The following is a 25400-nucleotide window of genomic DNA, read 5'->3' as shown; positions in this document are numbered from 1 at the left end:
GTCGGCAACAGAAACTGGGCACGGCCTACAATGCTTGATGCCCGCGGCGGTGAATGGCCTCGACCGCGCTTCGCCGTTGCCAGCTCCGTGATCCGAACCGACCTTGCCATGACCTCGTCCTCCGACTCCGACTTGTTGAGCCGCGTGCGTTTCGCCGACATACCGCCCGAGTTCGCGCCGAACGAGATGCATCCGATCCGCGTGCGCTCGCGGCCAATGCCGGCGGGCTGGCATATCGCGCGTCATACGCATGCCTGGGCGCAGGTCGCGTATGCGTCGCGCGGCGTGCTGCGGGTCGCAACGACGGGCACGACATGGATGGTGCCGCCATCGCGCGCAATCTGGTTGCCGCCGCATGTGACGCACGAAGTGGTCGCCGTCGAGGATGCGTTCCTGCGCACGCTGTACATCACCGAGAGTACGGCGCCGGCCGGGCTCGATACGCCGCGCGTCGTCGAAGTATCGAACCTGTTGCGCGAGGTGATTGCCGCGCTCGATACGCCTGGCCTGTCCGCCGCGCGCGAGCATCTGCTCGGCGCGCTCGCGCTCGATGAACTGACGCGCTCCGAGCCGTTGCCGCTGTCCGTGCCGATGCCCAGCGAAAAGCGCCTGCGCGCGCTGTGCGAGGCCGTGATCGCCGACCCGATGCATGGCGAGTCGCTCGAGCAGTGGGCATCGACGGTGGGCGCGAGCACGCGCACGATCGCGCGGCTGTTCCGCCAGGAGCTGGGTGTGAGTTTTTCGCAGTGGCGTCAGCAGGCGATTCTCGCGCGCGCCATTCCATTGTTGAGCCAGGGACGGCCGCTGTCGCACGTCGCGCAGGAACTGGGCTATCAGAGCCAGAGCGCCTTCTCCGCGATGTTCCGACGTGCGTTCGGCGCGAGTCCACGCGCGTTTATCGAACGAGGCGCCGAGCATCGCGCGAGCAACGGCGAGCATGATGACGCGCAAGCGGATGATGAAACGGCACAGGATCAAGCCGGTTCGACGGACGTCGCCGAGCGGTGAATGGCGACAACTAGCGCTGCGCGTCGGCCATCGATGCGGGGCACGCCTCAAACCCGCCGCGCCAGATGACGGATTGCGCCTAGCTGCGCGAGCCGCGGCCCGGTGAGCTTATAGCCCTTGCGCAGATAGAGCCGCGCCGCCGGATTGTCGACGAACACGCGCAACTGCAACTCACGCAGCCCGCGCTCGCGCGCCCATTGATGCGAGATGTCGAGCAGGAAGGTACCGGCGCCAAGCCGACGATATCCTTCGGCGATCTGCACGTCGCGGATATGCAGCGAATCACCCTCTTCGGTGATACGCAGCACGCCCATCGGCACGCCATCCACTTCGAGAATGAAATTCTCCGATTCGCGCCAACTGCCGAGAAACAGATCGCTGCGCCACACCAGATGATGCCGGCGATAGTAGCCGCCCATGTTGTTGCGGGTCAGCGCCTCGGCAAACTCGAAATCGTCCATGCTGGCCGAGCGCAGATGAAACGGTGACGGAGCTTCGGTGGGATCGAACATGGCAGGACCGCGAGGATGAGTCGGATAAACGGTAAAACAGGCCGCGCGCGCTGGCAATGGCTGTTTGTCCCGAGCCTTTCGGGAGGCGGCCGGCAACGGCAGTAGAAACGGAGCGGTTACGGTCCTATGTGCAGGCGCCATCACCCGCTCACCAGCACGACGGCTGCGGATATACACGTTCGCATCGTCGGCACAGCGCACGAAGCAGTGGCCGCGCCGTTCCAGTTCCTTGTCCACCACGTCGAGCAACACGTTGGCCAGCAACGGCGGATCATCATGGCGCGGACAACAGGCTTCGTCGCTCACGGAAATAGGCGCAGCTTCACCGCGCGTGCCTCCCGATCGCCCCGCTTGCGCGGGCATCTGACGCAATTCCTGTCGCATCGACATGGCGCTGGACACTCCCTCCCGTTCGGCCCTTCATCACCAACTCCAGTGTCACCGACCTGTCCTGTGACTACTTACGGCCTCTGCTGACTTCTCGCTCCGGCTCGACGCCGTCGCCCTTTCAGGCATGAGGCGAGATCTCCCCAGGTAAGAGCGCACTCCTTCATGGCACAGCCGCCGCATTTACGCCGCTTCGTCCTGGTCACGAGAGCTTCGCGGTCTATTATTACCCGCCCGCCCTGCTTGGCAACGCCTTCTATGCGGTTCTTGTTTATCGGCTCGCGACTTACGCTCCACGCTTCCTTCCCACATTCGGCCGCCGTCATGCAGTTGCGCTTCACTTCATTCGCTGTGACCAGCTCATGGCGGGACTTGCACTCGCAGGAGTGCGCCCATGCTGGGCGCACAATAAAAAAAGCCCACTTCTTGCGAAGTGGGCTTTCTCAAATCTGGCGGAGCGGACGGGACTCGAACCCGCGACCCCCGGCGTGACAGGCCGGTATTCTAACCAACTGAACTACCGCTCCAGATTTTGCATCGCAGCCTGCGAGCCATACTCTCAGCTTGCTGCACCGTTCAAACTTCCAACCGAACGACGCCGATGTTCTGGCGTCCCCTAGGGGATTCGAACCCCTGTACTCACCGTGAAAGGGTGATGTCCTAGGCCTCTAGACGAAGGGGACAACGTACTGCTTACACCTTTAATGAAAAAGCCCGTTCAAGTATGTGTGAACGGGCTTTGTCTGGCGGAGTGGACGGGACTCGAACCCGCGACCCCCGGCGTGACAGGCCGGTATTCTAACCGACTGAACTACCACTCCAGTCTTTACACCCTGCTTGCGAGCGTCGGTTAATTCTCTGCAAGCTGCGCTGCTTTACTACTACTCGAATACTAAAGCGACGCTGATGTTTGGCGTCCCCTAGGGGATTCGAACCCCTGTACTCACCGTGAAAGGGTGATGTCCTAGGCCTCTAGACGAAGGGGACAAAATCTTTTCAGATCCGTCTCAATTCGCTTTTGACTTGATCAACTCGCGCTAACTTTTCAGTTAATTCGCCAAGCTATTTTCAGGTCAACAGCGAAGACCGCTACTTTACTACATTTCAGCGATTTGTGAAGTCTTTTTTCTACAACTATCAGACTTCTTAACCACTTTCACCTCTTTGCTCTGTTGGTGGAGGTAAGCGGGATCGAACCGCTGACCTCTTGCATGCCATGCAAGCGCTCTCCCAGCTGAGCTATACCCCCGCGCACATCAGAGAAACGAGATTTTAGAGGGCGATCTGCGCTTTGTAAATACCCTTTGAGCGATTACATGCGGATTTTTCCGGCGGCATGCGAAACCTCTGACGCACGCCGCCAACGGATTAGCCAAGCGCTTTTTCGATGCGGCTAACGACGACGTCGCGACCGAACAGCATCAGCACGCTATCGATCGACGGTGTATGCGTCGTACCCGCCACCAGCAGACGCACCGGCATCGCGAGCTGCGGCATCTTCAGCTTGTGCGTGCCGAGCGTCGCTTTCAGCGCGGCAGCGATCGCCTCCTTGGTCCATTCGACCGTCTTCAATGCAGCGGCCAGATCAGCGAGCGCCGGACGAACCGCGTCGGTGACGTGCTGTGCAAGCGACTCAGCGTCGGGTGCCGGGGTGCGATAGAACATCGCGGCGTTCTGCGCGATCTCCTTCACGGTCGACGCCCGATCCTTCATCAGGCCCACCACGCCCGTCAGATCCGGACCTTGGGCGAGTGTGGCTTCGTCGATGCCGAGCTCCGCGAAGAACGGTTTCGCCAGTTCGGCGAGGCGTGCGTTGTCGGCTTCCTTGATGTAGTGCGCGTTGAGCCAGTTCAGCTTGTCATGGTCGTACTGCGCCGGCGACTTGCCGAGGTGCTCGAGATCGAACCACTCGACGAACTGCTCGCGCGTGAAAATCTCCGCGTCACCATGCGACCAGCCGAGGCGCGCCAGATAGTTGACGACCGCTTCCGGCAGATACCCCGCATCGCGATAACCCATCACGCTCATTGCGCCGTGGCGCTTGCTCATCTTCTCGCCCTGCTCGTTCAGCACGGTCGGCAGGTGTGCATACACCGGCGGCTCGCCACCGAGCGCGCGCAGTATGTTGATCTGGCGCGGCGTGTTGTTGACGTGGTCGTCGCCACGAATCACGTGAGTAATGCGCATGTCGAGATCGTCGACGACGACGCAGAAGTTATACGTCGGCGTGCCGTCCGGACGCGCGATCACGAGGTCGTCGAGTTCTTCGTTCGAGATTTCGATGCGGCCTTTCACCGCGTCGTCCCACGCGACCACGCCGGTCAGCGGATTGCGAAACCTTAGCACCGGCTTCACGCCCACGGGCGGCTCCGGCAGCACCTTGCCCGGCTCCGGGCGCCACGTGCCGTCGTAGCGCGGCTTTTCGCCTGCTTCGCGCTGGCGCTCGCGCAGCGCGTCGAGCTCTTCGGTCGACATGTAGCACGGATAGACGAGCCCCGCCTCCTGCATCTGCTTCAGCACTTCGCCGTACCGGTCCATGCGCTGCATCTGGTAGAACGGGCCTTCGTCGAAATCGAGGCCGAGCCACGCCATGCCTTCGAGAATCGCGTCGACGGATTCGGTCGTGGAGCGCTCGAGGTCGGTGTCCTCGACCCGCAGCACGAAGGTCCCTTTCATCTTGCGCGCGAACGCCCACGGATACAGCGCGGAGCGGATGTTGCCCAGGTGGATGAAGCCGGTGGGACTCGGTGCGAAACGGGTACGAACGGAGGTGGTCATTAGCGGTTACTCGGAAAACAGGCGCCGGCGCTCAGGCGAACACGACTGCGAAGCGCGGCAGCGAAGCGTGCCCATGCTGCGCGCGACGTCGCGCACGGCCACGAGGGAATAAGTGCAAGAGCCGAATTATACCTTCCGCACGCGGGTTGCCGCCCTCGTCCGAACGGCCTATGGCGCATGGGCGAACGGCGTCCGGACATCTGCGTACGCACCTTCCCGGCGCTCGCCCAACTCATCTTGAAAAAGCGCCGCGTCAGTTCCGAATACTTCCTCTGCAACGTTTCATTACAGCGGACCGCGCGAGCCGATCGTTTGCATTAAGATGTGCGCGCGCTGCGATGCGGGCTTACCGCACCTCGATCCGATCCGGAGCGAACACCGCTGCAAGCGCGCGCAATCGCCGTCGGCGATCCGCCCGGTCTGACCTCAGCCTGATCGCGGTACGCGCGACGCCGCTCGCGTCGCGCGCGCCGTTGCTGGAGAACTCGTTGAAACCCTCATCCCCGAACTTGAGCCGCCGCAGCTTTTCGCTAGCGGCCGCATCCGCGGTGCTTGCCGCCTGCACCACGACCGCCGGCAAACTCGATGGCGCGCCGATCACCGCGACGCCCGCCGTTCCCCCGCCGCCTGAAAAAGCGCAACAGAAGCCGGTTCGCGTCGCGCTCGCTCTCGGCGGCGGCGCCGCGCGCGGCTTTGCGCACATCGGCGTCATCAAGGCTCTCGAGGCGCGCAATATCCAGATCGACCTGATTGCCGGCACGAGCGCCGGCTCCGTCGTCGGTGCGCTGTACGCGTCGGGCATGAACGGCTTCGCGCTGAACAAGCTCGCGCTGTCGATGGACGAAGCGTCGATCAGCGACTGGGCGATGCCGTTTCGTACGCGCGGCTTCCTGCAGGGCGTCGCGCTGCAGAACTACCTGAACACGACGCTGAACAACCGCCCGATCGAGAAGATGGCTAGGCCGCTCGGCGTGGTCGCGACCGATCTGCAAACCGGCCAGCCGATCCTGTTCCAGCGTGGCAACACCGGCATCGCGGTGCGCGCGTCGTGCAGCGTACCGTCGATTTTCGAGCCGGTGAAGATCGGCGGTCACGAGTACGTGGATGGGGGTCTCGTGAGTCCGGTACCGGCGTCGTTCGCGCGCAAGATGGGCGCGGATTTCGTGATCGCCGTCGATATCTCCCAGCGACCGGAAACCGGCGTCACGGCAAGCTCGTTCGACGTATTGATGCAGACCTTCACGATCATGGGCCAGACGATCAAGGCCTACGAGCTCGACAAGTACGCCGACGTGGTGATCCGGCCGAATCTCGCGACGATGAGCGGCAGCGATTTCTCACAGCGCAACGCCGCGATCCTCGCCGGCGAGGAAGCGGTCGCGAAGATGATGCCGGAGTTGCAGCGCAAGCTCGCCGCGCGGCGCATGGGAGCCTGAAAGCCCGGCGACGCACGGTCGCTGTGCGTCGCCATGGCAAAAATGCGCGCATCAAACGCAAAAAGCCTGCTTCGAATGAAGCAGGCTTTTTTATCGCCAGGCCTGGCGCTGAATCAGTTATTCCCGCCGATCGTCGCGGTCACACGCTTGCGCAGATCGTCGGCCTGATACGAGGTCTCGATCCGACGCGCACCCGTAAAGCGCTTTTCCCAGTAGCCGTCATCCATGTCGTCGACGCGGATCGTGCTGCCGGTGGACGGCGAGTGCACGAACTTGTTGTCGCCGATATAGATGCCGACGTGCGAGAACGTGCGGCGCATCGTATTGAAGAACACCAGATCGCCCGGCTTCAGGTCGCTTACCCGCACCTTCTCGCCCAGGCGGCTCATTTCCTCGGCACGGCGCGGCAGCGCGAGACCGAGCGTGTCCTGGAACACGTAGCGCACGAAACCGCTGCAATCGAGCCCCGAATCAGGCGTATTGCCGCCCCAACGGTAGCGAACGCCGATCATGTTCAACGCGCCGACCACCACGTCGCCCGCTTTGCCGGCCATGCCCGAAAGGAACGATTTGGCGCTGCCGCTTTCGCTGCCTGCGGCCTTGGTTTGGGGAGTGAGAAGGGAGAGAGGATCCGCGCCGTTGGTGGGCGGATATGAGGCATTCTGATTAAAACCGCTTACTTCGTCGGCGAACGCGCCGGGAGCTGCTGCCATCAAGACGCCAATGAACATCCCGGCGACGACGCGCGTGCAAGCCTGGGTGAAGTTTCTGTGCTGCATTGGTCGGTAGTTTTTGCCAAAAAATCAGGGGTCTAGAAAAAAAGTTTGCTCGATACTAGCCAGTAAGTATTTGCCTGTCAAAAGGAATAGGAAAAATCAATCGACGGACGCACTCAATTGGGGAAAGGGTGAAAAATCAACGATCAAGCGCCGCTTTCAGCAGCTTTCGCGTGTAAGGATGCGCGGGTGCAGTAAAAATTTTCTCGACTTCGCCGGTCTCGACGATCGATCCGTTTTGCATCACCACGACTCGGTGCGCCATCGCCCCGATCACTTCCAGGTCGTGACTGATGAATACGAAGCCGAGGTTGTATTTGTGCTGCAAACCGGTGAGCAGCTTGAGCACCTGCTGCTGGATCGATACGTCCAGCGCGCTGGTCGGTTCGTCGAGGATCAGCACGCGCGGCTCCAGTACCAGCGCGCGCGCGATCGCGATGCGCTGCCGCTGCCCGCCCGAAAATTCATGCGGATAGCGATACAGCGCGGTCCGGTCGATGCCGACTTCGCGCAGCACCGCGACGACCTTGTCGCGCCGCGCCTGCGGAGTCATCTGCGGCCGATGCAGCGCGAGCCCCTCACCGACGATCCGCTCGATCGTCTGCCGCGGCGAAAGCGAACTAAAAGGGTCTTGAAAGACGACCTGCATATTCGAGCGCAGCGCGGTCTTTTCGGCGCCGCGATAGCTCGCGAGCGCCCTGCCCTGAAACTGGATCTCGCCATGCGCGGTGCGCTGCAGACCGAGCAGTGCCATCGCGAGCGTCGACTTGCCCGATCCCGATTCACCGACGATCCCGAGCGTCTCGCCCTGGCGCACCGACACGTTCGCCGCGTCGACCGCGCGAAACCGCCCCGCGCCGAACCAGCCACGCAGGCCGGTCAGTTTCGTTCTGAAGTCGACCGCCACATCGCGCGCTTCGAGCAGCACCGGCGAGATCGGCAGCACCGGCACGACCTCGCGCTGCGGCCGGCTCGCGAGCAGCCGCAGCGTGTACGGATGGCGCGGCGCCTCGAACACCTGCTCGACCGTGCCGGTTTCGACCAGCACGCCTCGCTCCATCACCGCGACGCGCTGCGCGAAGTGACGCACGAGGTTCAGGTCGTGCGTGATCAGCAGCACGGCCATGCCGCGCTTTTGTGCTTCGTCGCGCTGCAGTTCCAGCAGAAGCTCGACGATTTGCGCGCGAATCGTCACGTCGAGCGCGGTGGTCGGCTCGTCGGCGAGCAACAGGCGCGGCCGGCAGGCGAGCGCCATCGCGATCATCGCGCGCTGCCGCTGCCCGCCCGAGAGCTGATGCGGGTAGCTGTTGATGCGCCTCTCCGGCTCGGTGATGCCGGTGCGCGCGAGCAGCGCGACCGCCCGCCTGCACGCTTCGGCCGCGCTGACGCCGTCATGCACGACGATCGTTTCCGCAATCTGGTCGCCGATCGTATACAGCGGATTGAGCGCGGTCATCGGTTCCTGGAAGATCATCGCGATGTCCGAGCCGCGCAGGCCGCGCATCGCACGCTCGCTCTTCGCGAGCAGATCTTTGCCATCGAAGCGGATCGCCCCGCTCACCTGCGCGTCGTTCAGCAGGCGCAGCACCGACAGCGCGGTCACGCTCTTGCCCGAGCCGGACTCGCCGACGAGCGCGACGCGTTCACCGCGCGCGATCGCGAGCGTGACGTCGTCGACGGCCACCGTGTCGCCGAACGCGACACGCAGATGGTCGAGTTCGAGCAGCGGCGTGTCCGTCGATCGCGGATCGATTTGCGGCAGCGCGCTCATTGACCACCTCCGGCGTGTATCGCATCGGAGATACGCGTGTCGAGCGCGTTGCGCAGCGCGTCGCCCATGAAGGTCAATAGCAGCAGCATCGCCACCAGCACGCCGAAGGTCGACACCGAGATCCACCACGCGTCGAGATTCGCCTTGCCCTGAGCGAGCAGTTCGCCCAGGCTCGGCGTCGGCGGCGGCACGCCAAGGCCGAGGAAGTCGAGACTCGTCAGCGCGAGAATCGCGCTGCTCATGCTGAACGGCAGGAACGTGATGACCGGCGTCAGACTGTTGGGCAACACGTGACGCCACATGATCTGCCAATGCGACAGGCCCATCGCGCGCGCGGCGCGCACGTAGTCCTGCTGGCGATTGCGCAGGAACTCGGCGCGCACGTAGTCGGACAGGCCGATCCAGTTGAACAGCGACAGCAGCACGATCAAAAGAGCGAAGCTGCGCTCGAAGATCGATGAAAAGATGATCAGCAGATAGAGCTGCGGCATCGCGTTCCAGATCTCGATCAGACGCTGCCCGACGATGTCCGTTCGCCCTCCGAAGTAACCTTGCACCGCCCCCGCGGCGATGCCGACGATCGTGCTGATCACGGTCAGCACGAGGCCGAACACGACCGACACGCCGAAGCCGTACAGCAGACGCGCGAACACATCGCGGCCGCGGTCGTCGGTGCCGAGCCAGTTCTCGCGCGACGGTGGCGCCGGGTTGGGCGTCTTCGAAAAGTAATTGAGCGTGTCGTAGTAGTAATGATTCGGCGGATACAGGGCGAAGTTGCCCGGCGCATCGAAGCGGTGACGGATGTACGGATCGAGATAATCGGCCGGCGTGGGGAAGTCGCCACCGAAGGTGGTCTCGGCGTAGGTCTTGACGAGCGGGAAATACAGATGGCCGTTGTAGCGCACGACGACCGGCTTGTCGTTCGACCACAGCGGCCCCACGAGGCTCGCCGCGAACGCGACGACGAATATGATCAGGCTCCAGTAGCCGAGACGCTGCTGGCGAAAACGCTGCCACACGCGACGCGCCGGCGACGGCGACATCAGTGCCCGCGCGGGTTCGGTGCGCGCCGCCGCGTCGGCGGAAAGGCGGGCTCGATTCATCAGCGCTCCAGTTGTTCGAATTGGATGCGGGGATCGACCCACACATAGCAAAGGTCGGAGATCAGCCGCGTGACGAGGCCGATCAGCGTGAACAGATACAACGTGCCGAGCACGACCGGATAGTCCCGCCGCATCACCGATTCATACGACAGCAACCCGAGCCCGTCGAGCGAGAACAGCGTTTCGATCAGCAGGCTGCCGGTGAAGAACGCGCCGATGAACGCGCCCGGGAAATTGACGATCAGCGGCAGCAGCGCATTGCGAAACACGTGCTTCCACAACACGCGCCGCTCGGACAAACCTTTGGCACGCGCGGTCAGCACGTACTGCTTGCGGATTTCGTCGAGAAACGCGTTCTTCGTCAGCATCGTGACGACCGCGAAGCTGCCCACCACCGACGCCGTGATCGGCAGCGCGATATGCCATAGATAGTCGAGGATCTTGCCGACGAGGCTCAACTGGTCCCAGTTGTCGGAAGTGAGGTTGCGCAGCGGAAACAGCTGCAGGAACGTGCCGCCGCCGAACAGCACGAGCAGCAGCACGCCGAGCACGAAGCCCGGAATCGCGTAGCCGACCAGCACGACGAGGCTCGTCGCGATATCGAAGTGCGAGCCGTTGCGCACCGCCTTCGCGATGCCGAGCGGCACCGATATCAGATAGGTGAGAAAGAACGTCCACAGGCCGATGCTGATCGACACCGGCAGCTTCGACACGATCAGCGACAACACGCTCTGATGACGGAAATAGCTCTGGCCGAGATCGAAGGTCGCGAAGCGCTTGAGCATCAGCACGTAGCGTTCGAGCGGCGGTTTGTCGAAGCCGTACAACTGCTTCAGTTGCGCGATCTGTTGCGCATCGACGCCGCTATGCGAGCGCAGCCCGAACGGCGAGGCGCCCTCCGCGCCCTTGCGCAGTTCGTGCTGCATCTGCTCGACGGGGCCGCCCGGCACGAACTGGATCACGACGAAGGTCAGCGTCAGCACGCCGAGCAGCGTCGGGATCATCAGCAGCAGGCGTTTGAGGATGTAGCTCCACATAGGCGGTGTTCCAGTGCGAACGCGTTGGTGGGGGCGATGGATCTGCGGATCAGTCGGCGCTGCCCGTGGGCGTGCGCGCCCGCGGATCCTCGTACCACCACATCGTCGTGATCCAGCCTTCCGCGCCATAGTACAGCGGCAAAGTCTTCGGCCACGCGAGCCCGCGCTTGAACGCGACGCGATGCGTGCCGCTGTACCAGTGCGGCACCACATAGTAGCCATGCATCAGCAGACGGTCGAGCGCGTGCGCGGCATCGGTCAGCTGCTCGCGCGTTTGCGCATGCACGAGCGCGTTCAACACCGCGTCGACGGCCGGCGACTTCAGGCCGATCGCGTTGTCCGAGCCGGGGGTATCGGCGGCCTTGCTGCCGAAGCGGGTGATCTGCTCGGAGCCCGGCACCTGCACGTCGGGCATGCGAATCGTCGTCACGTCGAAGTCGAATGCGTCGAGCCGCTTCTGATAGACCGCGAAGTCGGTGGTGCGGAAGTTCGCGGTAATGCCGAGCTTTTGCAGATTGCGCGTGAAGGTCGCGATGATCGGCTCCATCGACGAGGCCGAACCCGAGTCGTCGAGTATCTCGAACTGGAACGGCTCGCCCTTCGCGTTGCGCAGCGCGCCGTCACGATAGGTCCAGCCGGCCTGCTGCAGCAGATCGCGCGCCTGTAGCAGATTCGCGCGCAGCGAGCCGGGCGGATCGGTATCGGGCTGCTTCGGCGGCGGCCCGAATACCGCCGGGTCGAGTTGGGCGCGAAACGGCTCCAGCAGCGCGAGCTCGCCAGGCGAAGGCAGCCCCTTCGCCTGCCATTCGGTGTTGGCGAAATAGCTGTCGATGCGCGTGTACTGGTTGAAAAACAGCTGGCGGTTCAGCCACTGAAAGTCGAGCGCGAGATCGAGCGCCTTGCGCACCCGCACATCCTGGAACAGCGGCCGGCGCGTGTTCAGGAAAAAGCCCTGCATGCCGGTGCCGTTGTGCTGCGCAAACTCGCGCTTGATCAACTCGCCACGGTCGAACTTCTTGCCGACGTCGCGCCGCACCCAGTTGCGCGCGATATATTCGACCAGCGCGTCGTACTCGCCAGCCTTGAACGCCTCGAGCCGCGCGGTGCTATCGGCATACAGCTTGTAGACGATGCGATCGAAGTTGTTCATGCCGACGCGCACCGGCAGATCGGCGCCCCAATAGTGCGGGTCGCGTTTGAACGTGATCGTGCGGCCGTTGTCGTAGCTGTCGATCAGATACGGCCCGCTGCCGACTGGCTTTTCGAATGCGAGCTGGTCGAACGGAACACGGCTGCCGTCGGGCTTCATCCCCCACTTGCGCGAGAACACCGGCATGCTGCCCGCGAGCAGCGGCAACTCGCGATCGCGCTCGCGAAACTCGAAGCGCACCGTGGCCGGATCGACGACGACCGCACGCTTGATCTCGCTGAAAAGCGATGCGAACTGCGGCGCGGCCTGCGGGCTCTTCAGCGTCTCGAGAGAGAACTTGACGTCGTCGGCGGTCACAGGATCGCCGTTCGAAAAGCGCGCGCGCGGATTGATGTGAAACGTGACCGACAGGCCGTCGGGCGCGACGACGATGTCGTCGGCGAGCAGCCCGTAGGCGGACGCGACTTCGTCGCTGCTGCCGATCGTCAGGCTCTCGAACATCAATTCGAGGCCGGGCGCCGCATTGCCACGCAGAGTGAACGGATTGAACTTGTCGAAGCTCGTTAGACGGCTCGGGTTCGCGAGCACGAGCGTGCCGCCTTTCGGCGCATCGGGATTGACGTAGTCGAAGTGCTTGAAGCCGGCCGGATATTTAGGCTCGCCGTATTGCGCGATCGCATGCGCGGCATGCGCGTGCGGCGCGACGAGCAGACTCGCGCACAGCAACGCGACGGCGAGCGCGGCGCGCAAGGGTCCGTGGATCACGCTGTGTCGAAGTCCCTCAGGCGTTTGAACCGGTCGCGAGCCAGTTGTCATGGAGTCGTGCTGGTAAATGGGCAGTGGCGATGTGGGGGATTCTACCCAATTAGCTTGCGCGATCTGGCGGGCGACTGCGACGAAATGCGTCAGCGACGGATGTTTCAGCACAAAAAACAAAACCGCCCTCCAAGGGCGGTTCTGTCATCGCTGCGGCCGGTTGGCGCGCTTCAGCGCTGACGCAGTGGCGACTCAGTGCCAGCCGCGATGTTGGTCGTAGTGACCGCGCGCATAGTCGCCGCGGCCCGACGGATGGTGGCGATACCAGTCGTCGCGCGCCCAGTAGCGATGGCCGTCCCAGTAACGGTCGCCATGCCAGCCGATCACGATTTGCGGACCGCCGTAGTACACGGGAGCCGGCTGATAGACGACGGGCGGCGGCGGAGGCGGCGGCGGTGCGTAGACCGGCGCCGGTGCGACGTAGACCGGCGCGGGAATGCCGATATTGACCCCGACGTTGAGCCCCGCGGCCATCGCGGCACCCGATGCAGCCAACGTCAACACGCCGAACACAAGCGGAACAATACGAGCGGACTTCATTGATCACCTTTGTAGGAACATGTTTTGTTGGCGGAAATATAACGCAAAGGCAGCAACACGCGTATTTCAACTTTGTAATAACTGATGCTGAAAATCGCCTCGCCGGCGGTGGCGTAATGTCTGGTTACACACGCCAGACGGCGGTGAAAAAGCACCCTCCGCGCGGGCGCCGGCTCGCGGCCTGGCTGACATCCCGAAAACGAACATTTTAAAGTTCGAAAGAACATATCTGTTCTATATTTCTCACCACAGTCATCCGATCACCGCTCGGAGACGAGGCAAAAAAATATTAAATTATCGAGAAAAATCAAGGAAACACGTCGCAACGCCTATGGTTTCCCCCGATATCCAGGTCGTTTCCAAGTGGTAGGATGACTGCCATTGAAAACCAATAAATGTTCGAATTCGCGCATACTCGAGCACTGCGTCGGAAGCAACCGCTCAATGCGCCACGGAGACTGATTTTGAAAACGATCAAGGGATTGCGCTGGTGGATCATCGCCCTCGTGTGCGTTGGGACGATCGTCAACTATCTGTCGCGCAACGCGCTCGGGGTGATGGCGCCCGAGCTGATGAAACTGCTGCACATGAACACGCGGCAGTACTCGTACGTGGTCGGCGCGTTCCAGGTCGGCTATACGGTGATGCAGCCCGTCTGCGGCCTGATCATCGATCTGATCGGCCTGCGCCTCGGTTTCGCGCTGTTCGCGTGCCTGTGGTCGCTGACCGGCGTGTTCCACGGTTTCGCGGGCAGCTGGTTTTCGCTCGCGGCGCTGCGCGGTTTCATGGGCCTGTCCGAAGCGGTCGCGATTCCGGCCGGCATGAAGGTCGTCGCCGAATGGTTTCCCCGATCGCGAGAAATCCGTCGCGGTCGGCTACTTCAATGCGGGCACCTCGCTCGGCTCGCTGCTCGCGCCGCCGCTCGTCGTTTTCCTGTCGCTGCGCTACGGCTGGCAGAGCGCGTTCGCGGTGACCGGCGCGCTCGGCTTCGTGTGGGCCGCCGCATGGTTCGTGCTGTACCGCTCGCCCGCCGAGCACAAGCGCGTGAGCGATGCCGAGCGCGCCGCGATCGTCGAAGGCCAGGCACCGCCCGCCGCGCGCCGCGCGAGCGTGCGTGAAGTGCTGCGCACGCGCCGCTTCTGGGCGATCGCGCAAGCGCGCTTTTTCGCCGAGCCCGCGTGGCAGACGTTCAGCTTCTGGATTCCGCTGTATCTCGCCACGCAGCGTCATATGGATCTGAAGCAGATCGCGATGTTCGCGTGGCTGCCGTTTCTCGCCGCGGACCTGGGCGGTCTGTTCGGCGGCTATCTGTCGCCATTCCTGATGAAGCATTTTCGCGTGCCGCTGATCTGGTCGCGCATCTCGGGCGTCGTGCTCGGCGCGCTGATGATGATCGGGCCGGCATCGATCGGTCTCGTCGCGTCGCCCTACCAGGCCATCGCCCTCTTCTGCGTCGGCGGCTTCGCGCACCAGATGATCTCGGCGCTCGTCAACACGCTCGCCGCCGACGTATTCGATCCGGGCGAAGTCGGCACCGTCGCCGGCTTCGCGGGCATGGCCGCGTGGATCGGCGGCCTCGGCTTCTCCCTGACGGTCGGCGCGCTTGCCGATTCGATCGGCTACACGCCGCTGTTCGGTGCGCTCGGCGCATTCGACATCATCGGCGCGACGCTGCTGATCATCCTGATGCGCGGTGTGCCGCGCCACGGCCGCGCGCGCCGCGCCGAACTGAGCGTCAACACGGCTGCCTGACCTTCCTGGAAGACTCATCATGCGTTCACAGATCAATCTCAAACATCCGCCGCGCTTCGCGCTCGTCCCCCACGCTGGCGACCCGGCGGCCAACCCGGTCGTGCTAAGCGCGCAGCCGAATTGCCGCATCGAGCTGTTCGTGCTCGCCGAGGACATCATCCGCGTGCTCGTGCTGCCGGACGGCGAAACGCGCGGCCCGCGCACATGGGCGATCGCGCCCGGGATCGACGACGTGCCGCTCGAAGGCCGCGAGCGCCGCGACCTGAGCGGCTTCACGCCGCCGCCGTTCACGGTGAACGAAGCAGCCGGTCACATCGAGATCGAAACGGCGCGCGTGCGCGTGAGCGTGGCGCTCGAAGGCGGCGCCTGCGCCTGGGACATCCTGCACGAAGGCACATGGCATCGCGTGATGAGCGATCGCAAGACCCAGGCCTACAACTTCGGCTGGTGGGACTCGCGCGTCTATCACTACGTCGAGCGGCGCCGCGACGAAATGTACGTGGGCCTCGGCGAGCGTGCCGGCTCGCTCGATCGCGCGCGGCAAAGCTACGAGATGCGCAACATCGACGCGATGGGCTACAGCGCGCGCACCACGGACCCGCTGTACAAGCACATCCCGTTCTACGTGACGTGGCAGCCGCAGACGACGACGGGCTTCGGCCTGTTCTACGACACGCTCGCCGATTGCCGCTTCGACATGGGCCGCGAGCTCGACAACTATCACGGCCACTCTCGGCACTTCATCGCCGAGCATGGCGATCTCGACTACTACTTCATCGCATCGCCCGGCTCGCCGCTCGACGCGGTGCGCCGCTTCACGTGGCTCACCGGACGTCCCGCGTGGATGCCGAAGTGGGGCCTCGGCTACTCGGGCTCGACGATGAGCTATACCGACGCGCCGGACGCGCAACAGCAGATGGGCAAATTCATCGAGCGTTGCCGCGAACACGACGTGCTGTGCGATTCGTTCCATCTGTCGTCGGGCTATACGTCGATCGGGCCGAAGCGCTACGTGTTCAACTGGAATCACGACAAGTTTCCGGACATCGACGGCTTCGTGCGGAGCTATCTCGATCACGGCGTGCGTCTGTGCGCGAACATCAAGCCGTGTCTGCTGCAAGACCACCCAGCGTTCGACGACGTCGCCCACGCCGGCCTGTTGATCGAAGCGCCCGATGGCGATCCCGCATGGGTGCAGTTCTGGGACGAAGTCGGCGCGTACCTCGACTTCACGAATCCCGCGACGATCGACTGGTGGAAAGCTCGCGTGAAGGACGCACTGCTCAAATACGGCATCGCGGCCACCTGGAACGACAACAACGAGTTCGAGATCTGGTCGCCGCAGGCGATCGCGCGCGGCTTCGGCAAGCCCTATCCGGCATACCAGGCGAAGGTGCTGCAGACGCAGCTGATGATGCGCGCGTCGCACGACGCGCAGCGCGAGCACGCGCCTGACAGGCGCCCGTTCCTCGTGTCGCGCTCGGGCGGCGTCGGCATGCATCGCTACGTGCAGACGTGGTCGGGCGACAACTACACGTCGTGGGAAACGCTGCGCTTCAATCTGAAGATGGGTCTCGGGCTCGCGATGTCGGGCGTGTCGAATAGCGGTCACGACATCGGCGGCTTCTCGGGTCCGGCGCCGGAGCCGGAGCTGTTCGCGCGCTGGGTCGCGTTCGGCATCTTCCTGCCGCGCTTTTCGATTCACTCGTGGAACGACGACGGCACCGTCAACGAGCCGTGGATGCATCCCGAAGTCACGCGGCACGTGGCAGACCTGATCAAGCTGCGCTATCGCCTGATCCCTTATCTCTACGAGCTGCTGTGGCAATCGCATAGCGCGTACGAGCCGGTGCTGCGGCCGCTGTTCGCGGAGTTTCCGCACGATCCGCGCTGCCTCGTCGATGGCGACGACATGATGCTCGGCTCGTCGATGCTGGTCGCGCCAGTGGTCGATCCGGGCCGGAGCACGCGCGCCGTGTATCTACCGGCCGGTTCGCGCTGGGTGTCGTACTGGAGCGGCGAAACGTTCGACGGCGGCCAGACCGTCACGTTGCCCGCGCCGTTCGAGCGGCCGGTGTTCCTGCTGCGTGAAGGCAGCGTGATTCCGCTCAACATCGCCGAGCAGCATTTTGGCCGCCCTGCCGACGAACGCGCATTCCTCGCGGTGCCGTCTGCCGACGCGGGCACCGCGCAAGGCGGCTCGATCGAGGACGACGGCGAGACCGAAGCCTGGCGCAACGGCGAGCAAGGCCGCTGGAACGTCACGCTGACGGGCGACGCAAACACTTTGCGGGTGACGCTCGAGCGTTCGCAATGGATGCCGCGCGTGCAGCCGCAAGTGCGCGTGTTCGTGCCGATGCGCGAAACACGCGCGGTCGTCTGCGCTAACGGCACGCTCGTCACCGATCACACCGCGCACGGCTGGCGCTGCCTGACGATTTCGGTGCCGCACTGAACAACACACCGCACCGGCCTGAGGGATCAGGCCGACCCATCAGTCTGGAGACATCCCAACCATGAAAATAAACCAGCGCGCGCGCACCCGCGCGTTCGTCCTCTGCTGCCTGCCGTTTGCGGGCACCGCGTTGTCCATCAGCGCATCGGCGCAAAGCAGCGTCACGCTGTATGGCGTCGTCGACAATGCGTTCGCCTATGCCAGCAACCAGAAGGGGCATTCGAATTTCTACATGAGCCAGGGCAACCTGCAGGCGAGCAAGTTCGGCTTCCTCGGCTCGGAAGATCTCGGCGGCGGCACGAAGGCGATCTTCCGGCTCGAGAGCGGCTTCAATTCGCTGACTGGCGCGCAAAGCACCGCGGGCTACCTGTTCAATCGCCAGGCCTATGTCGGCCTCGCGAACGACCGCTACGGCACGGTGACGCTCGGCCGCCAGTACACACCCTACTTCCAGATGGTCGGCGCGCTCGGACCGACCGGCGTGCTGACCGGCGCGACCGGCGCGCACCCCGGCGATCTCGACGCCCTCGACACGACGCTGCGCTTCAATAATTCGGTAACCTACCTATCGCCGACGATCGGGGGCCTGCAGGCAAGCGCGCAGTATGGTCTCGGCGGCGTGCCCGGCAGCGTCGCGAACGGCAGCCTGTTCAGCGCGGCGCTGCGTTATGACTTCCAGCCCGTGTCGCTCGCAGCCGGCTACGTGAAGCTGAAGGACATTTCGACGAGCGCGGCGCTCGGCAGCTTCGCGATCAACTCGCCGGTCAACAACGGTTACGCGAGCGCGCGCAGCGCGCAACTGTTCGCCGCGGCGGGTCGCTATACGTGGCACGATCTGATGGTGGGCCTCAACTACTCGAATGTGCAGTACGCGCCGGGCCACGGCTCGCTGTTCTTCGACAAGGCCGTGTTCAACACGTACGGTGCGATCGCGACGTACCGGATCACGCCGAGCGTGACGGTCGGCGGCGGCTATAGCTTCACCCAGGCAAGCAAGGCGAACGGCATCAGCGATCCGGCGCACTATCATCAGATCTCGCTCGAACAGACCTACAACCTGTCGACGCGCACCACGCTGTACGCGCTCGAGGCCTATCAGCATGCAGGCGGCAAGTCACTGATCTCGTCGGGCAGCGGTGTGACCATCGCCGACGCGGTCGCGGTGGTCGGCGACTCGCAGAACACGACGCCGTCATCGGGTCCGTCTCAGTTCGTCGGCATGGTGGGGTTGCGGCACGCGTTCTAAGCGAGGCGGTCTCGGTCAGCGGCACGACGGGATCAGTCATGCGGACTCCTTGCCTGCCGCGCTGGATCTGGCGCGGTTTTCTGCGGACCAGCGTGGCGGGCTAACGGCGCCATGCATTGATCAGCAGACCTGCCTATTCACGTAGGACGTGGTCACACGCTGGAGGGCTGGGAATGCCGCTGACATCGCTGAAGTAGCGAGCGAGATCAAAATCAAGCCGCGCAAAAACAAAAACCCCGCAGAGCCTAGACTCTGCGGGGTTTCGCCACCATTGCTGGCGGAGACGGAGGGATTCGAACCCTCGATCCAGGTTTTGGCCCAGATGCTCCCTTAGCAGGGGAGTGCCTTCGACCTCTCGGCCACGTCTCCCAAACTTTCTGTCGCACAGGGAGTCAGTGCGACGAAGCCAAGATCATAGCGGGCCGGGCCGATAAGGTCAATGTCTGACGAACATTATTTGTGCCAACGTGGCGTCTCATCACGCAATTCATTCACATGAACGCCAATCGGGTAGGAGGCGGGGTTGCCCCCGCCGTCCTCCCACAACACCGGACGTACGGATCACGTATCCGGCGTTTCCTGACGACTGGATTGCTCCAGCGAGCTTCGTTTCGTTCGTCGTGTCGCCTGTCGTTCAATGGACACCCCAACCTCTCTCAGGCTTCCGGCCGTCAAGTTTGATCGCAGGCTCCCGGCTGTGCCGAGACTTGTGCCCAAACGCTCAGAGAGCACGCGTGACTATCCACTCTCGTCAGGTTCGGCCCTTCACTGCTCCGGTTCCGAGCCGCTACTATGGCCTCTGCTGACTCCCGCCAGCCCATCCCGGCACCTTGCGATGCCAGTAGCACAAGGCAGACTGACGGGGCTCCCAGGGTAATGCGCGCGACCTTCCTGCTTATGCCTGTCGGATCTACGTCGTGGCGTTCCGTGCAAGTATTGGGCTTTACAGATCTTGGACTGCTCACCCCGCCACACCGCCTGATATCCGCTTCCTGTTCGTCAGGCCAGCATTTTGCCTGCGGCTTCCTTCAGATTCCGCCTTACGACGGACACCCTTGCCGTTCAGCTAGCACTTCCCCTTGCCGGGTGTGCAGAGGACTTTCACCCCCAAGTCATCCGGCTCGCCACCACAGCGGGTCGGACAGCGCCAGTCACGGCGCTACGCGCCATGCCTGGCGCACCAAAACAAACGGGACGCTCTAGAGCGCCCCGTTTTTCCCGCCACTTATGCCTGATCGAGTTCGAAGGCCTTATGCAGCGCGCGTACCGCGAGCTCCATGTACTTTTCGTCGATCAACACCGAAATCTTGATCTCCGAGGTCGAGATCATCTGAATGTTGATGCCCTCTTCCGACAGCGTGCGGAACATCTTGCTGGCGATGCCGACGTGCGAGCGCATCCCGACGCCGACCACCGACACCTTCGACACCTTCGGGTCGCCCAGCACCTGCTCGGCCTGGACGTGCGCCTTCACCGTGCCGGTGAGGATTTCCATTGCACGCGCATAGTCGCCGCGGCCGACCGTGAACGTGAATGCCGTCTTGCCCTCGACGCTCTGGTTCTGGATGATCATGTCGACATCGATATTCGCGTCCGCCACCGGGCCGAGAATCTGATACGCGATGCCCGGCTTGTCGGGCACGCCCATCACGGCGATACGAGCTTCGTCGCGCTGGAACGCGATACCCGAGATGACTGCTTTTTCCATGGTCTCGTCTTCTTCAAAAGTAATCAGGGTGCCCGACTTCATTTCTTCGTCGAGTGGCATCAGCGGATCGGTCAGGCTCGACAGCACGCGCGTTTTCACCTGATATTTGCCGGCGAATTCCACCGAGCGGATCTGCAGCACCTTCGAACCCAGGCTGGCCATTTCCAGCATTTCTTCGAACGTCACGCGGTCGAGCCGGCGCGCTTCTTCAACGACGCGCGGGTCCGTGGTGTACACACCGTCGACGTCCGTGTAGATCAGGCACTCGTCGGCCTTCAGCGCGGCCGCGACCGCGACTGCCGACGTGTCCGAGCCGCCGCGGCCGAGCGTCGTGATGTGGCCGTCCGGGTCAATGCCCTGGAAGCCGGTGATCACGACCACCTTGCCGGCTGCGAGGTCTTGCATGACGCGCTCGCCGTCGATGTCGCTGATGCGCGCTTTCGTAAACGCGCTATCGGTCTTGACCGGCACCTGCCAGCCTGCGTAGCTGACCGCTTCGACGCCGGCTTCCTGCAGCGCGATCGCGAGCAGACCCGAGCTGACCTGCTCGCCGGTGGCGGCGATCATGTCGAGTTCACGCGGGCTCGGTTGAGTCGTGATTTCTTTCGCGAGGCCAAGCAGGCGATTGGTTTCGCCGGACATTGCCGACGGCACGACGACCATCTGATGGCCGGCCTTGTGCCATTTCGCGACGCGCCTGGCGACGTTCTTGATGCGCTCGACCGAGCCCATCGAGGTGCCGCCGTATTTATGTACGATGAGTGCCATTGTCGTTCTGAACTGGAAGAGAAACCGCGCTGGCGCGCTGGAGACGACCGCACAGAAAGCACAGGGGCGCAACGTCTCGTGAACGGCGGCAAAGTGTGTGGCGGCGTAGATGCAGCACGCGTGCAGCACGCGCGGATTTGCCCGGGATGAAATCGCAAATGGCTGATCGGAATTGAACGGCGACGACGGATCACGCACGCCTGCCGGCACTAACGACCGATAGCGACAAAAGCGACGGCGAAATCGGGTCGGGCAAACAAGTTAAAGTACCTGATTAGGCGCAAAAAGACAAGACGCAACGAGCGCTCAAATGCGTCGAATCAGGCCTGCAATGGCCTGTTTTATCGTTGATTTGCGCCCTGTTTCACGCTTTCGACATCTGCACGCACCGCTTGCGCGACTGTCCGACCGGCGCTCAGGCGATCAGCAGATCCTCGCGCCAGACGATTTTCACGCACGCTTCGCGCTCCGGAGATGCGTCGCGCACAGTCCCGCGATTCACGCCGATCAGCGGCACGAACAGCAGTTCATCGCCAACGTAAAGCAATGGCACGTCGCGCTTCCATGCGGGAATGCCGCGCTCCTGAAACAGGTTCTTCAGCGTGCGGCTCGGCGTGTTCGGCACACCGACGCGCATGCGTTCTCCGCCGCGGCGCGCCCGCACGCTTAGAGAGGCTCGTTGCAGGACGCTGACGGGAACCATGTCGCATGCTTCGTTACGTGGCGCTGCGTGCGTTGCGTCGGCTATGTCGGAAGCAGCGGCTGCATCCACCATCGCGAACACGAACGTGCCGCGCCATTGCGGCAAATGCCAGATCTCTTGCCCTTGCCACGCGAGTTCACTGATCTCGCGCTCGACGAGCGCGGTTTCGTCGGCGGGTTCGCTGCTATCGCCGGCTTCCCAGTAGACGAGGCCGCGATAGCTGCGCAACGCATGCCCCGCATGATCGATGCGGAGCCGATGTCCGTCCTGCCCCGCTGCCACTTCGCGCAACTGCCGCAGTGCATCCGCGACACGCGCGCTCGATGCCGCGACGAAGCCGAGCGTACGCATCCAGTAGCGCAGCAGATTCAGCGCGCGATCGTCGTCGAGAGCGAGCAGCACGTCGTGCGCGAGGGCGCGTCCTTCATCGCGCGACGCGCTTTCCATGTCGGCGCGCGCGAGCGTGTCGAGCAATCGCTGCGCCGATGCCGAATGCGCGGCCGTGCGCGCGAGCGCATCGCGAAAGCCCGGGAAGTGCACCGCGAGCACCGGCATCACCTGATGACGCAAGGCGTTGCGCGCATAACGCGTGTCCGCGTTCGATTCGTCGTCGATCCAGCGCAGCTTGCGCGCGCTCGCATAGTGTTCGAGCTGCGCGCGCAGCAGATGCAAAAGCGGCCGCACACGTGTCGTCGACGCACCTGTCGGCAGCGAGCCGGGCGCCATCGCCGCGAGACCCGCGAGCCCCGCGCCGCGCAGCAGTTGCAGCAGCACGGTCTCGGCCTGATCGTCCGCATGCTGCGCGAGCCATAGCGTGCCAATGCCGTGCGTTGCGCACATCGCTTCGAGCGCGCGATAACGCGCGTCGCGTGCCGCGCCCTCGATGCTCAGGCCCGGCGCGCGCGAAACATCCACGCGTCGCGCGTCGAATTCGACGCCACGTTCGCGCGCGAAAGCCTCGCAGTGCGCGAGCCACGTATCGGCATGTGGACTCAAACCATGATGCACGTGCAGCGCGATACAGCGTGACGCACCCGCGACGCGCACCGCCGCATCGAGGAGCACGCTCGAATCGACGCCGCCGCTGAATGCGACCGCAATGCGCGCGTTCGAATCGAGCCCGGACAGCGCGGCGCCGAGCGCCTCGATCACGAGGCGCTCGGCGGATGAGTCGGCGGTGGTGGTCACGTCGTTAGCGCGGAAAGCGCCGGTGGACGAAAGAGACAGGCCAACGCGCGGGCTTATGCGCCCGGCGTCGTTTCCTTGAATTTGCCGTACGCCATCAGCCGTTCGAAACGGCGTTCGCGCAGGTCGTTGGTGCTCATACCCTGGAACTGGCGCAGCGAATCGGCGAGCGCACGGCGCAGCATCGCCGCCATGCCCTTCGGATCGCGATGCGCGCCGCCGAGCGGCTCGTTGACGATCTTGTCGATCAGACCGAGCGCCTTCAGACGATGCGCGGTCAGGCCGAGCGCCTCCGCTGCTTCCGGTGCCTTGGCGGCGCTTTTCCACAGGATCGATGCGCAGCCTTCCGGCGAGATCACCGAGTAGGTCGAGAACTGCAACATCAGCACGCTGTCGCCCACCGCGATAGCGAGTGCGCCGCCCGAGCCGCCCTCGCCGATGATCGTCGCGATCAGCGGCGTCTTCAGCTCGGCCATCACGTACAGATTGCGGCCGATCGCTTCGGACTGGCCCCGCTCTTCCGCGCCGATGCCCGGGTACGCGCCCGGCGTGTCGATGAACGTGAAGATCGGCAGGCCGAACTTCTCGGCGAGGCGCATCAGCCGCTCGGCCTTGCGATAGCCTTCCGGACGCGGCATGCCGAAGTTGCGCAGCGCGCGCTCCTTGGTGTCGCGGCCCTTCTGATGACCGATCACCATGCACGCCTGGCCGTTGAATCGCGCGAGACCGCCGACGATCGACAGATCGTCCGCGAAGCTGCGGTCGCCATGCAGTTCATGGAAATCGGTAAACAGCTCGCTCACGTAGTCGAACGTGTACGGACGCTGCGGATGACGGGCGATTTGCGAAACCTGCCACGGTGTGAGGTTCGCATACAGATCTTTGGTGAGCTGCTGGCTCTTCTTGGACAGCCGCTCGATCTCTTCCGAAATATCGACGGCCGAGTCGTCCTGCACGAAGCGCAATTCTTCGATCTTCGCTTCGAGTTCAGCGATCGGCTGTTCGAAATCCAGAAACGTGGTCTTCATTGGTTGTAATCCTTGGACTTACCGGGCAGCGCGTATTCTAACCGCGTGCGCCGATGTCAAAACCATTTCTCAACTATCGATATCATATACGCGATAGTCTCTGAAACGGCTTCGTTTCCTGTTCTTCTTTAGTAGTCGACCGGTAACGGATCGAGACTACGCCACATGTACCAGGTCGCCACCGTGCGCCACGGCTCCCAGTTCGCGGCAACCTCGCGCGCTTCGCTGCGCGTGACGGGTTCGCCGCTGAAATAGTTGACGCTGATCGCGCGGATCAGGCCGAGGTCGTCGAGCGGTAGCACGTCGGGACGCGACAGGTTGAAAATCAGGAACATCTCCGCGGTCCAGCGGCCGATGCCGCGAATCTGCGTGAGTTCGGCGATCACCGCCTCGTCGTCCATCGACGTCCACTTGCCGACGTGCAACGCGCCCGACACGAAATGCCTCGCGAGATCGAGCACGTACTCGGCCTTGCGTTTCGACAAACCGCACGCGGTCAGCTTCTCGAGACCGAGCTTGATGAACTGCTGCGGCACGAGCTTCGGACACGCGACTTCGACCCTCGCCCACACGGCCTGCGCCGACGCGACCGAGATCTGCTGGCCGACCACCGAGCGCGCAAGCGTGACGAAAGGATCGCCACGACTCAGCAAATGCACGGGGCCGAACTTCGGAATCAGCTTCTTCAAAATGCGATCGCGCTTGACGAGATCCGCGCACGCCTTGTCCCAATACGCGGGACGCGTGACCTCAGGCGCGAGACCGCCGATCTGCACCGGCACCGCGACTTCGTTCGCGAGCGATGCGACACCGGCCGCTTCGCCGCCCGCGCTGGCCGTGCTCGCCGAGGTGGCCGATACGCGCGTCTTGCGCACGACTTCGCCCGCGTTCTTGTCACGCGCGAGTTCCTCCACGTCGCCGGCGAGCTCGGCCGCGAGTTTGGCCGGCAACGCACCGTTGCCCTTCGCACGCGACGCCGTTTTCGCGCGTTTCGCAGGCGCGTGCGCAGCTTCAGTGCCCGCGCCATTGAGCGAGCGTTTGGCCGCGCTCTTCTTTGCCGCGGCCGAGTCGGCTTTCGCCGCCGCCCCGCCCGCTTTCGAGGGCACTTTGTCTACCGCGCCGCCGCCCGCACGAGTCGACTGAGCTGCGGCAGCCGACGCTGCGGCTGCCGCACTGGTTTGAGACGCCGCGCGTTTAGCCGGCGTCTTCGTGGCCGTTGCCATCCTGCCTCCTGCCTGGCG

Annotated in this window: 16 protein-coding genes, 6 tRNA genes and 2 pseudogenes; 5 read left to right on the top strand and 19 right to left on the bottom strand. The window is 63.6% G+C overall.

What is annotated here, in order from left to right; genetic code table 11:
• The first annotated feature begins 108 nt into the window (after positions 1-108).
• Entirely contained in the window at positions 109-1008 is a 900-nt protein-coding gene (locus tag OKW39_RS20315) for an AraC family transcriptional regulator (RefSeq protein WP_429563364.1), read from the top strand.
• Between the two features lie 47 nt (positions 1009-1055).
• On the opposite strand, the gene OKW39_RS20310 is transcribed toward OKW39_RS20315, so the two are convergent.
• The 8 genes and pseudogenes from OKW39_RS20310 to gltX form a co-directional block, all read right to left on the bottom strand.
• The gene (locus OKW39_RS20310; RefSeq protein ID WP_090800638.1) at positions 1056-1520 is read right to left on the bottom strand and encodes a GNAT family N-acetyltransferase; all 465 of its coding nucleotides are present in this window, start codon (positions 1518-1520) and stop codon (positions 1056-1058) included.
• A gap of 123 nt (positions 1521-1643) precedes the next feature.
• Positions 1644-1787: pseudogene (locus tag OKW39_RS20305) on the bottom strand (group II intron reverse transcriptase/maturase); the annotation flags it as partial.
• A gap of 570 nt (positions 1788-2357) precedes the next feature.
• Positions 2358-2434: transfer RNA gene (locus OKW39_RS20300), tRNA-Asp, on the bottom strand.
• Between the two features lie 80 nt (positions 2435-2514).
• Positions 2515-2590, bottom strand: a tRNA-Glu gene (locus OKW39_RS20295).
• Positions 2591-2651: 61 nt separating this feature from the next.
• Positions 2652-2728 (bottom strand) — tRNA-Asp (locus tag OKW39_RS20290).
• 90 nt (positions 2729-2818) lie between these two features.
• Positions 2819-2894, bottom strand: a tRNA-Glu gene (locus OKW39_RS20285).
• A gap of 186 nt (positions 2895-3080) precedes the next feature.
• Positions 3081-3156, bottom strand: a tRNA-Ala gene (locus OKW39_RS20280).
• A gap of 119 nt (positions 3157-3275) precedes the next feature.
• A complete protein-coding gene (gene gltX / locus OKW39_RS20275) occupies positions 3276-4685 on the bottom strand; it encodes a glutamate--tRNA ligase (RefSeq protein ID WP_429563363.1) in 1410 nt (469 codons plus the stop codon).
• A 488-nt stretch (positions 4686-5173) separates the two neighbouring features.
• Here gltX and OKW39_RS20270 point away from each other — a divergent pair, with 488 nt between their 5' ends.
• Positions 5174-6121: a patatin-like phospholipase family protein gene (locus OKW39_RS20270; protein WP_429360763.1), complete on the top strand. Its 948-nt coding sequence runs from the start codon at positions 5174-5176 to the stop codon at positions 6119-6121.
• Positions 6122-6234: 113 nt separating this feature from the next.
• Here the strand turns inward: OKW39_RS20270 and OKW39_RS20265 are convergent, their stop codons facing one another.
• The 6 genes from OKW39_RS20265 to OKW39_RS20240 all read right to left on the bottom strand — a co-directional run bounded on the left by OKW39_RS20265 (position 6235) and on the right by OKW39_RS20240 (position 13314).
• On the bottom strand, positions 6235-6900 hold the full coding sequence (locus OKW39_RS20265; protein WP_429563362.1) for a C40 family peptidase: 666 nt from the start codon (positions 6898-6900) through the stop codon (positions 6235-6237).
• A gap of 136 nt (positions 6901-7036) precedes the next feature.
• Positions 7037-8668: an ABC transporter ATP-binding protein gene (locus OKW39_RS20260; protein WP_429563361.1), complete on the bottom strand. Its 1632-nt coding sequence runs from the start codon at positions 8666-8668 to the stop codon at positions 7037-7039.
• Entirely contained in the window at positions 8665-9771 is a 1107-nt protein-coding gene (locus OKW39_RS20255) for an ABC transporter permease (RefSeq protein WP_429360759.1), read from the bottom strand. The genes OKW39_RS20260 and OKW39_RS20255 overlap by 4 nt, the downstream gene beginning before the upstream one ends.
• On the bottom strand, positions 9771-10808 hold the full coding sequence (locus tag OKW39_RS20250; protein WP_429563360.1) for a microcin C ABC transporter permease YejB: 1038 nt from the start codon (positions 10806-10808) through the stop codon (positions 9771-9773). Before OKW39_RS20250 ends, OKW39_RS20255 begins: the two co-directional genes overlap by 1 nt.
• Before the next feature lie 49 nt (positions 10809-10857).
• Positions 10858-12774, bottom strand: a complete 1917-nt coding sequence (locus OKW39_RS20245; protein WP_429563359.1) for an extracellular solute-binding protein — start codon at positions 12772-12774, stop codon at positions 10858-10860.
• Positions 12775-12966: 192 nt separating this feature from the next.
• Entirely contained in the window at positions 12967-13314 is a 348-nt protein-coding gene (locus OKW39_RS20240; RefSeq protein WP_429563358.1) for a hypothetical protein, read from the bottom strand.
• A 464-nt stretch (positions 13315-13778) separates the two neighbouring features.
• Here OKW39_RS20240 and OKW39_RS20235 point away from each other — a divergent pair.
• From OKW39_RS20235 to OKW39_RS20225, 3 genes and pseudogenes are all read left to right on the top strand, one after another.
• Positions 13779-15066, top strand: a pseudogene (locus tag OKW39_RS20235) (MFS transporter).
• Between the two features lie 19 nt (positions 15067-15085).
• On the top strand, positions 15086-17521 hold the full coding sequence (locus tag OKW39_RS20230; protein ID WP_429563357.1) for a TIM-barrel domain-containing protein: 2436 nt from the start codon (positions 15086-15088) through the stop codon (positions 17519-17521).
• Positions 17522-17582: 61 nt separating this feature from the next.
• Positions 17583-18767 carry a porin gene (locus OKW39_RS20225; RefSeq protein ID WP_429563356.1) on the top strand — a complete coding sequence of 395 codons (1185 nt, stop codon included), beginning with the start codon at positions 17583-17585 and terminating at the stop codon, positions 18765-18767.
• A gap of 275 nt (positions 18768-19042) precedes the next feature.
• Here the strand turns inward: OKW39_RS20225 and OKW39_RS20220 are convergent.
• From OKW39_RS20220 to OKW39_RS20200, 5 genes are all read right to left on the bottom strand, one after another.
• Positions 19043-19136, bottom strand: a tRNA-Ser gene (locus tag OKW39_RS20220).
• 856 nt (positions 19137-19992) lie between these two features.
• Positions 19993-21243: an aspartate kinase gene (locus OKW39_RS20215; protein ID WP_090800687.1), complete on the bottom strand. Its 1251-nt coding sequence runs from the start codon at positions 21241-21243 to the stop codon at positions 19993-19995.
• Positions 21244-21658: 415 nt separating this feature from the next.
• Entirely contained in the window at positions 21659-23134 is a 1476-nt protein-coding gene (gene tilS, locus OKW39_RS20210; protein ID WP_429563355.1) for a tRNA lysidine(34) synthetase TilS, read from the bottom strand.
• A gap of 53 nt (positions 23135-23187) precedes the next feature.
• On the bottom strand, positions 23188-24159 hold the full coding sequence (locus OKW39_RS20205; protein ID WP_013089750.1) for an acetyl-CoA carboxylase carboxyltransferase subunit alpha: 972 nt from the start codon (positions 24157-24159) through the stop codon (positions 23188-23190).
• A gap of 128 nt (positions 24160-24287) precedes the next feature.
• A complete protein-coding gene (locus OKW39_RS20200) occupies positions 24288-25382 on the bottom strand; it encodes a DNA-3-methyladenine glycosylase family protein (RefSeq protein WP_429563354.1) in 1095 nt (364 codons plus the stop codon).
• Positions 25383-25400 lie beyond the last annotated feature (18 nt).

Source organism: Paraburkholderia sp. MM6662-R1 (assembly GCF_050436245.1).
Lineage (GTDB): Bacteria > Pseudomonadota > Gammaproteobacteria > Burkholderiales > Burkholderiaceae > Paraburkholderia > Paraburkholderia tuberum.
The sequence above is the reverse complement of the archived record's forward strand: the minus strand, read 5'-3'. Positions and strand labels throughout refer to the sequence as shown.

Bases quoted from the DNA above. Each gene is read 5' to 3' on its own strand.
- OKW39_RS20245 (WP_429563359.1), bottom strand. From the start codon at position 12,774: ATGACAACTGGCTCGCGACCGGTTCAAACGCCTGAGGGACTTCGACAC.
- OKW39_RS20240 (WP_429563358.1), bottom strand. From the start codon at position 13,314: ATGAAGTCCGCTCGTATTGTTCCGCTTGTGTTCGGCGTGTTGACGTTG.
- OKW39_RS20310 (WP_090800638.1), bottom strand. From the start codon at position 1,520: ATGTTCGATCCCACCGAAGCTCCGTCACCGTTTCATCTGCGCTCGGCC.
- OKW39_RS20260 (WP_429563361.1), bottom strand. From the start codon at position 8,668: ATGAGCGCGCTGCCGCAAATCGATCCGCGATCGACGGACACGCCGCTG.
- OKW39_RS20225 (WP_429563356.1), top strand. From the start codon at position 17,583: ATGAAAATAAACCAGCGCGCGCGCACCCGCGCGTTCGTCCTCTGCTGC.
- gltX (WP_429563363.1), bottom strand. From the start codon at position 4,685: ATGACCACCTCCGTTCGTACCCGTTTCGCACCGAGTCCCACCGGCTTC.
- OKW39_RS20315 (WP_429563364.1), top strand. From the start codon at position 109: ATGACCTCGTCCTCCGACTCCGACTTGTTGAGCCGCGTGCGTTTCGCC.
- OKW39_RS20230 (WP_429563357.1), top strand. From the start codon at position 15,086: ATGCGTTCACAGATCAATCTCAAACATCCGCCGCGCTTCGCGCTCGTC.
- OKW39_RS20250 (WP_429563360.1), bottom strand. From the start codon at position 10,808: ATGTGGAGCTACATCCTCAAACGCCTGCTGCTGATGATCCCGACGCTG.
- OKW39_RS20265 (WP_429563362.1), bottom strand. From the start codon at position 6,900: ATGCAGCACAGAAACTTCACCCAGGCTTGCACGCGCGTCGTCGCCGGG.
- OKW39_RS20215 (WP_090800687.1), bottom strand. From the start codon at position 21,243: ATGGCACTCATCGTACATAAATACGGCGGCACCTCGATGGGCTCGGTC.
- OKW39_RS20205 (WP_013089750.1), bottom strand. From the start codon at position 24,159: ATGAAGACCACGTTTCTGGATTTCGAACAGCCGATCGCTGAACTCGAA.
- OKW39_RS20200 (WP_429563354.1), bottom strand. From the start codon at position 25,382: ATGGCAACGGCCACGAAGACGCCGGCTAAACGCGCGGCGTCTCAAACC.
- OKW39_RS20255 (WP_429360759.1), bottom strand. From the start codon at position 9,771: ATGAATCGAGCCCGCCTTTCCGCCGACGCGGCGGCGCGCACCGAACCC.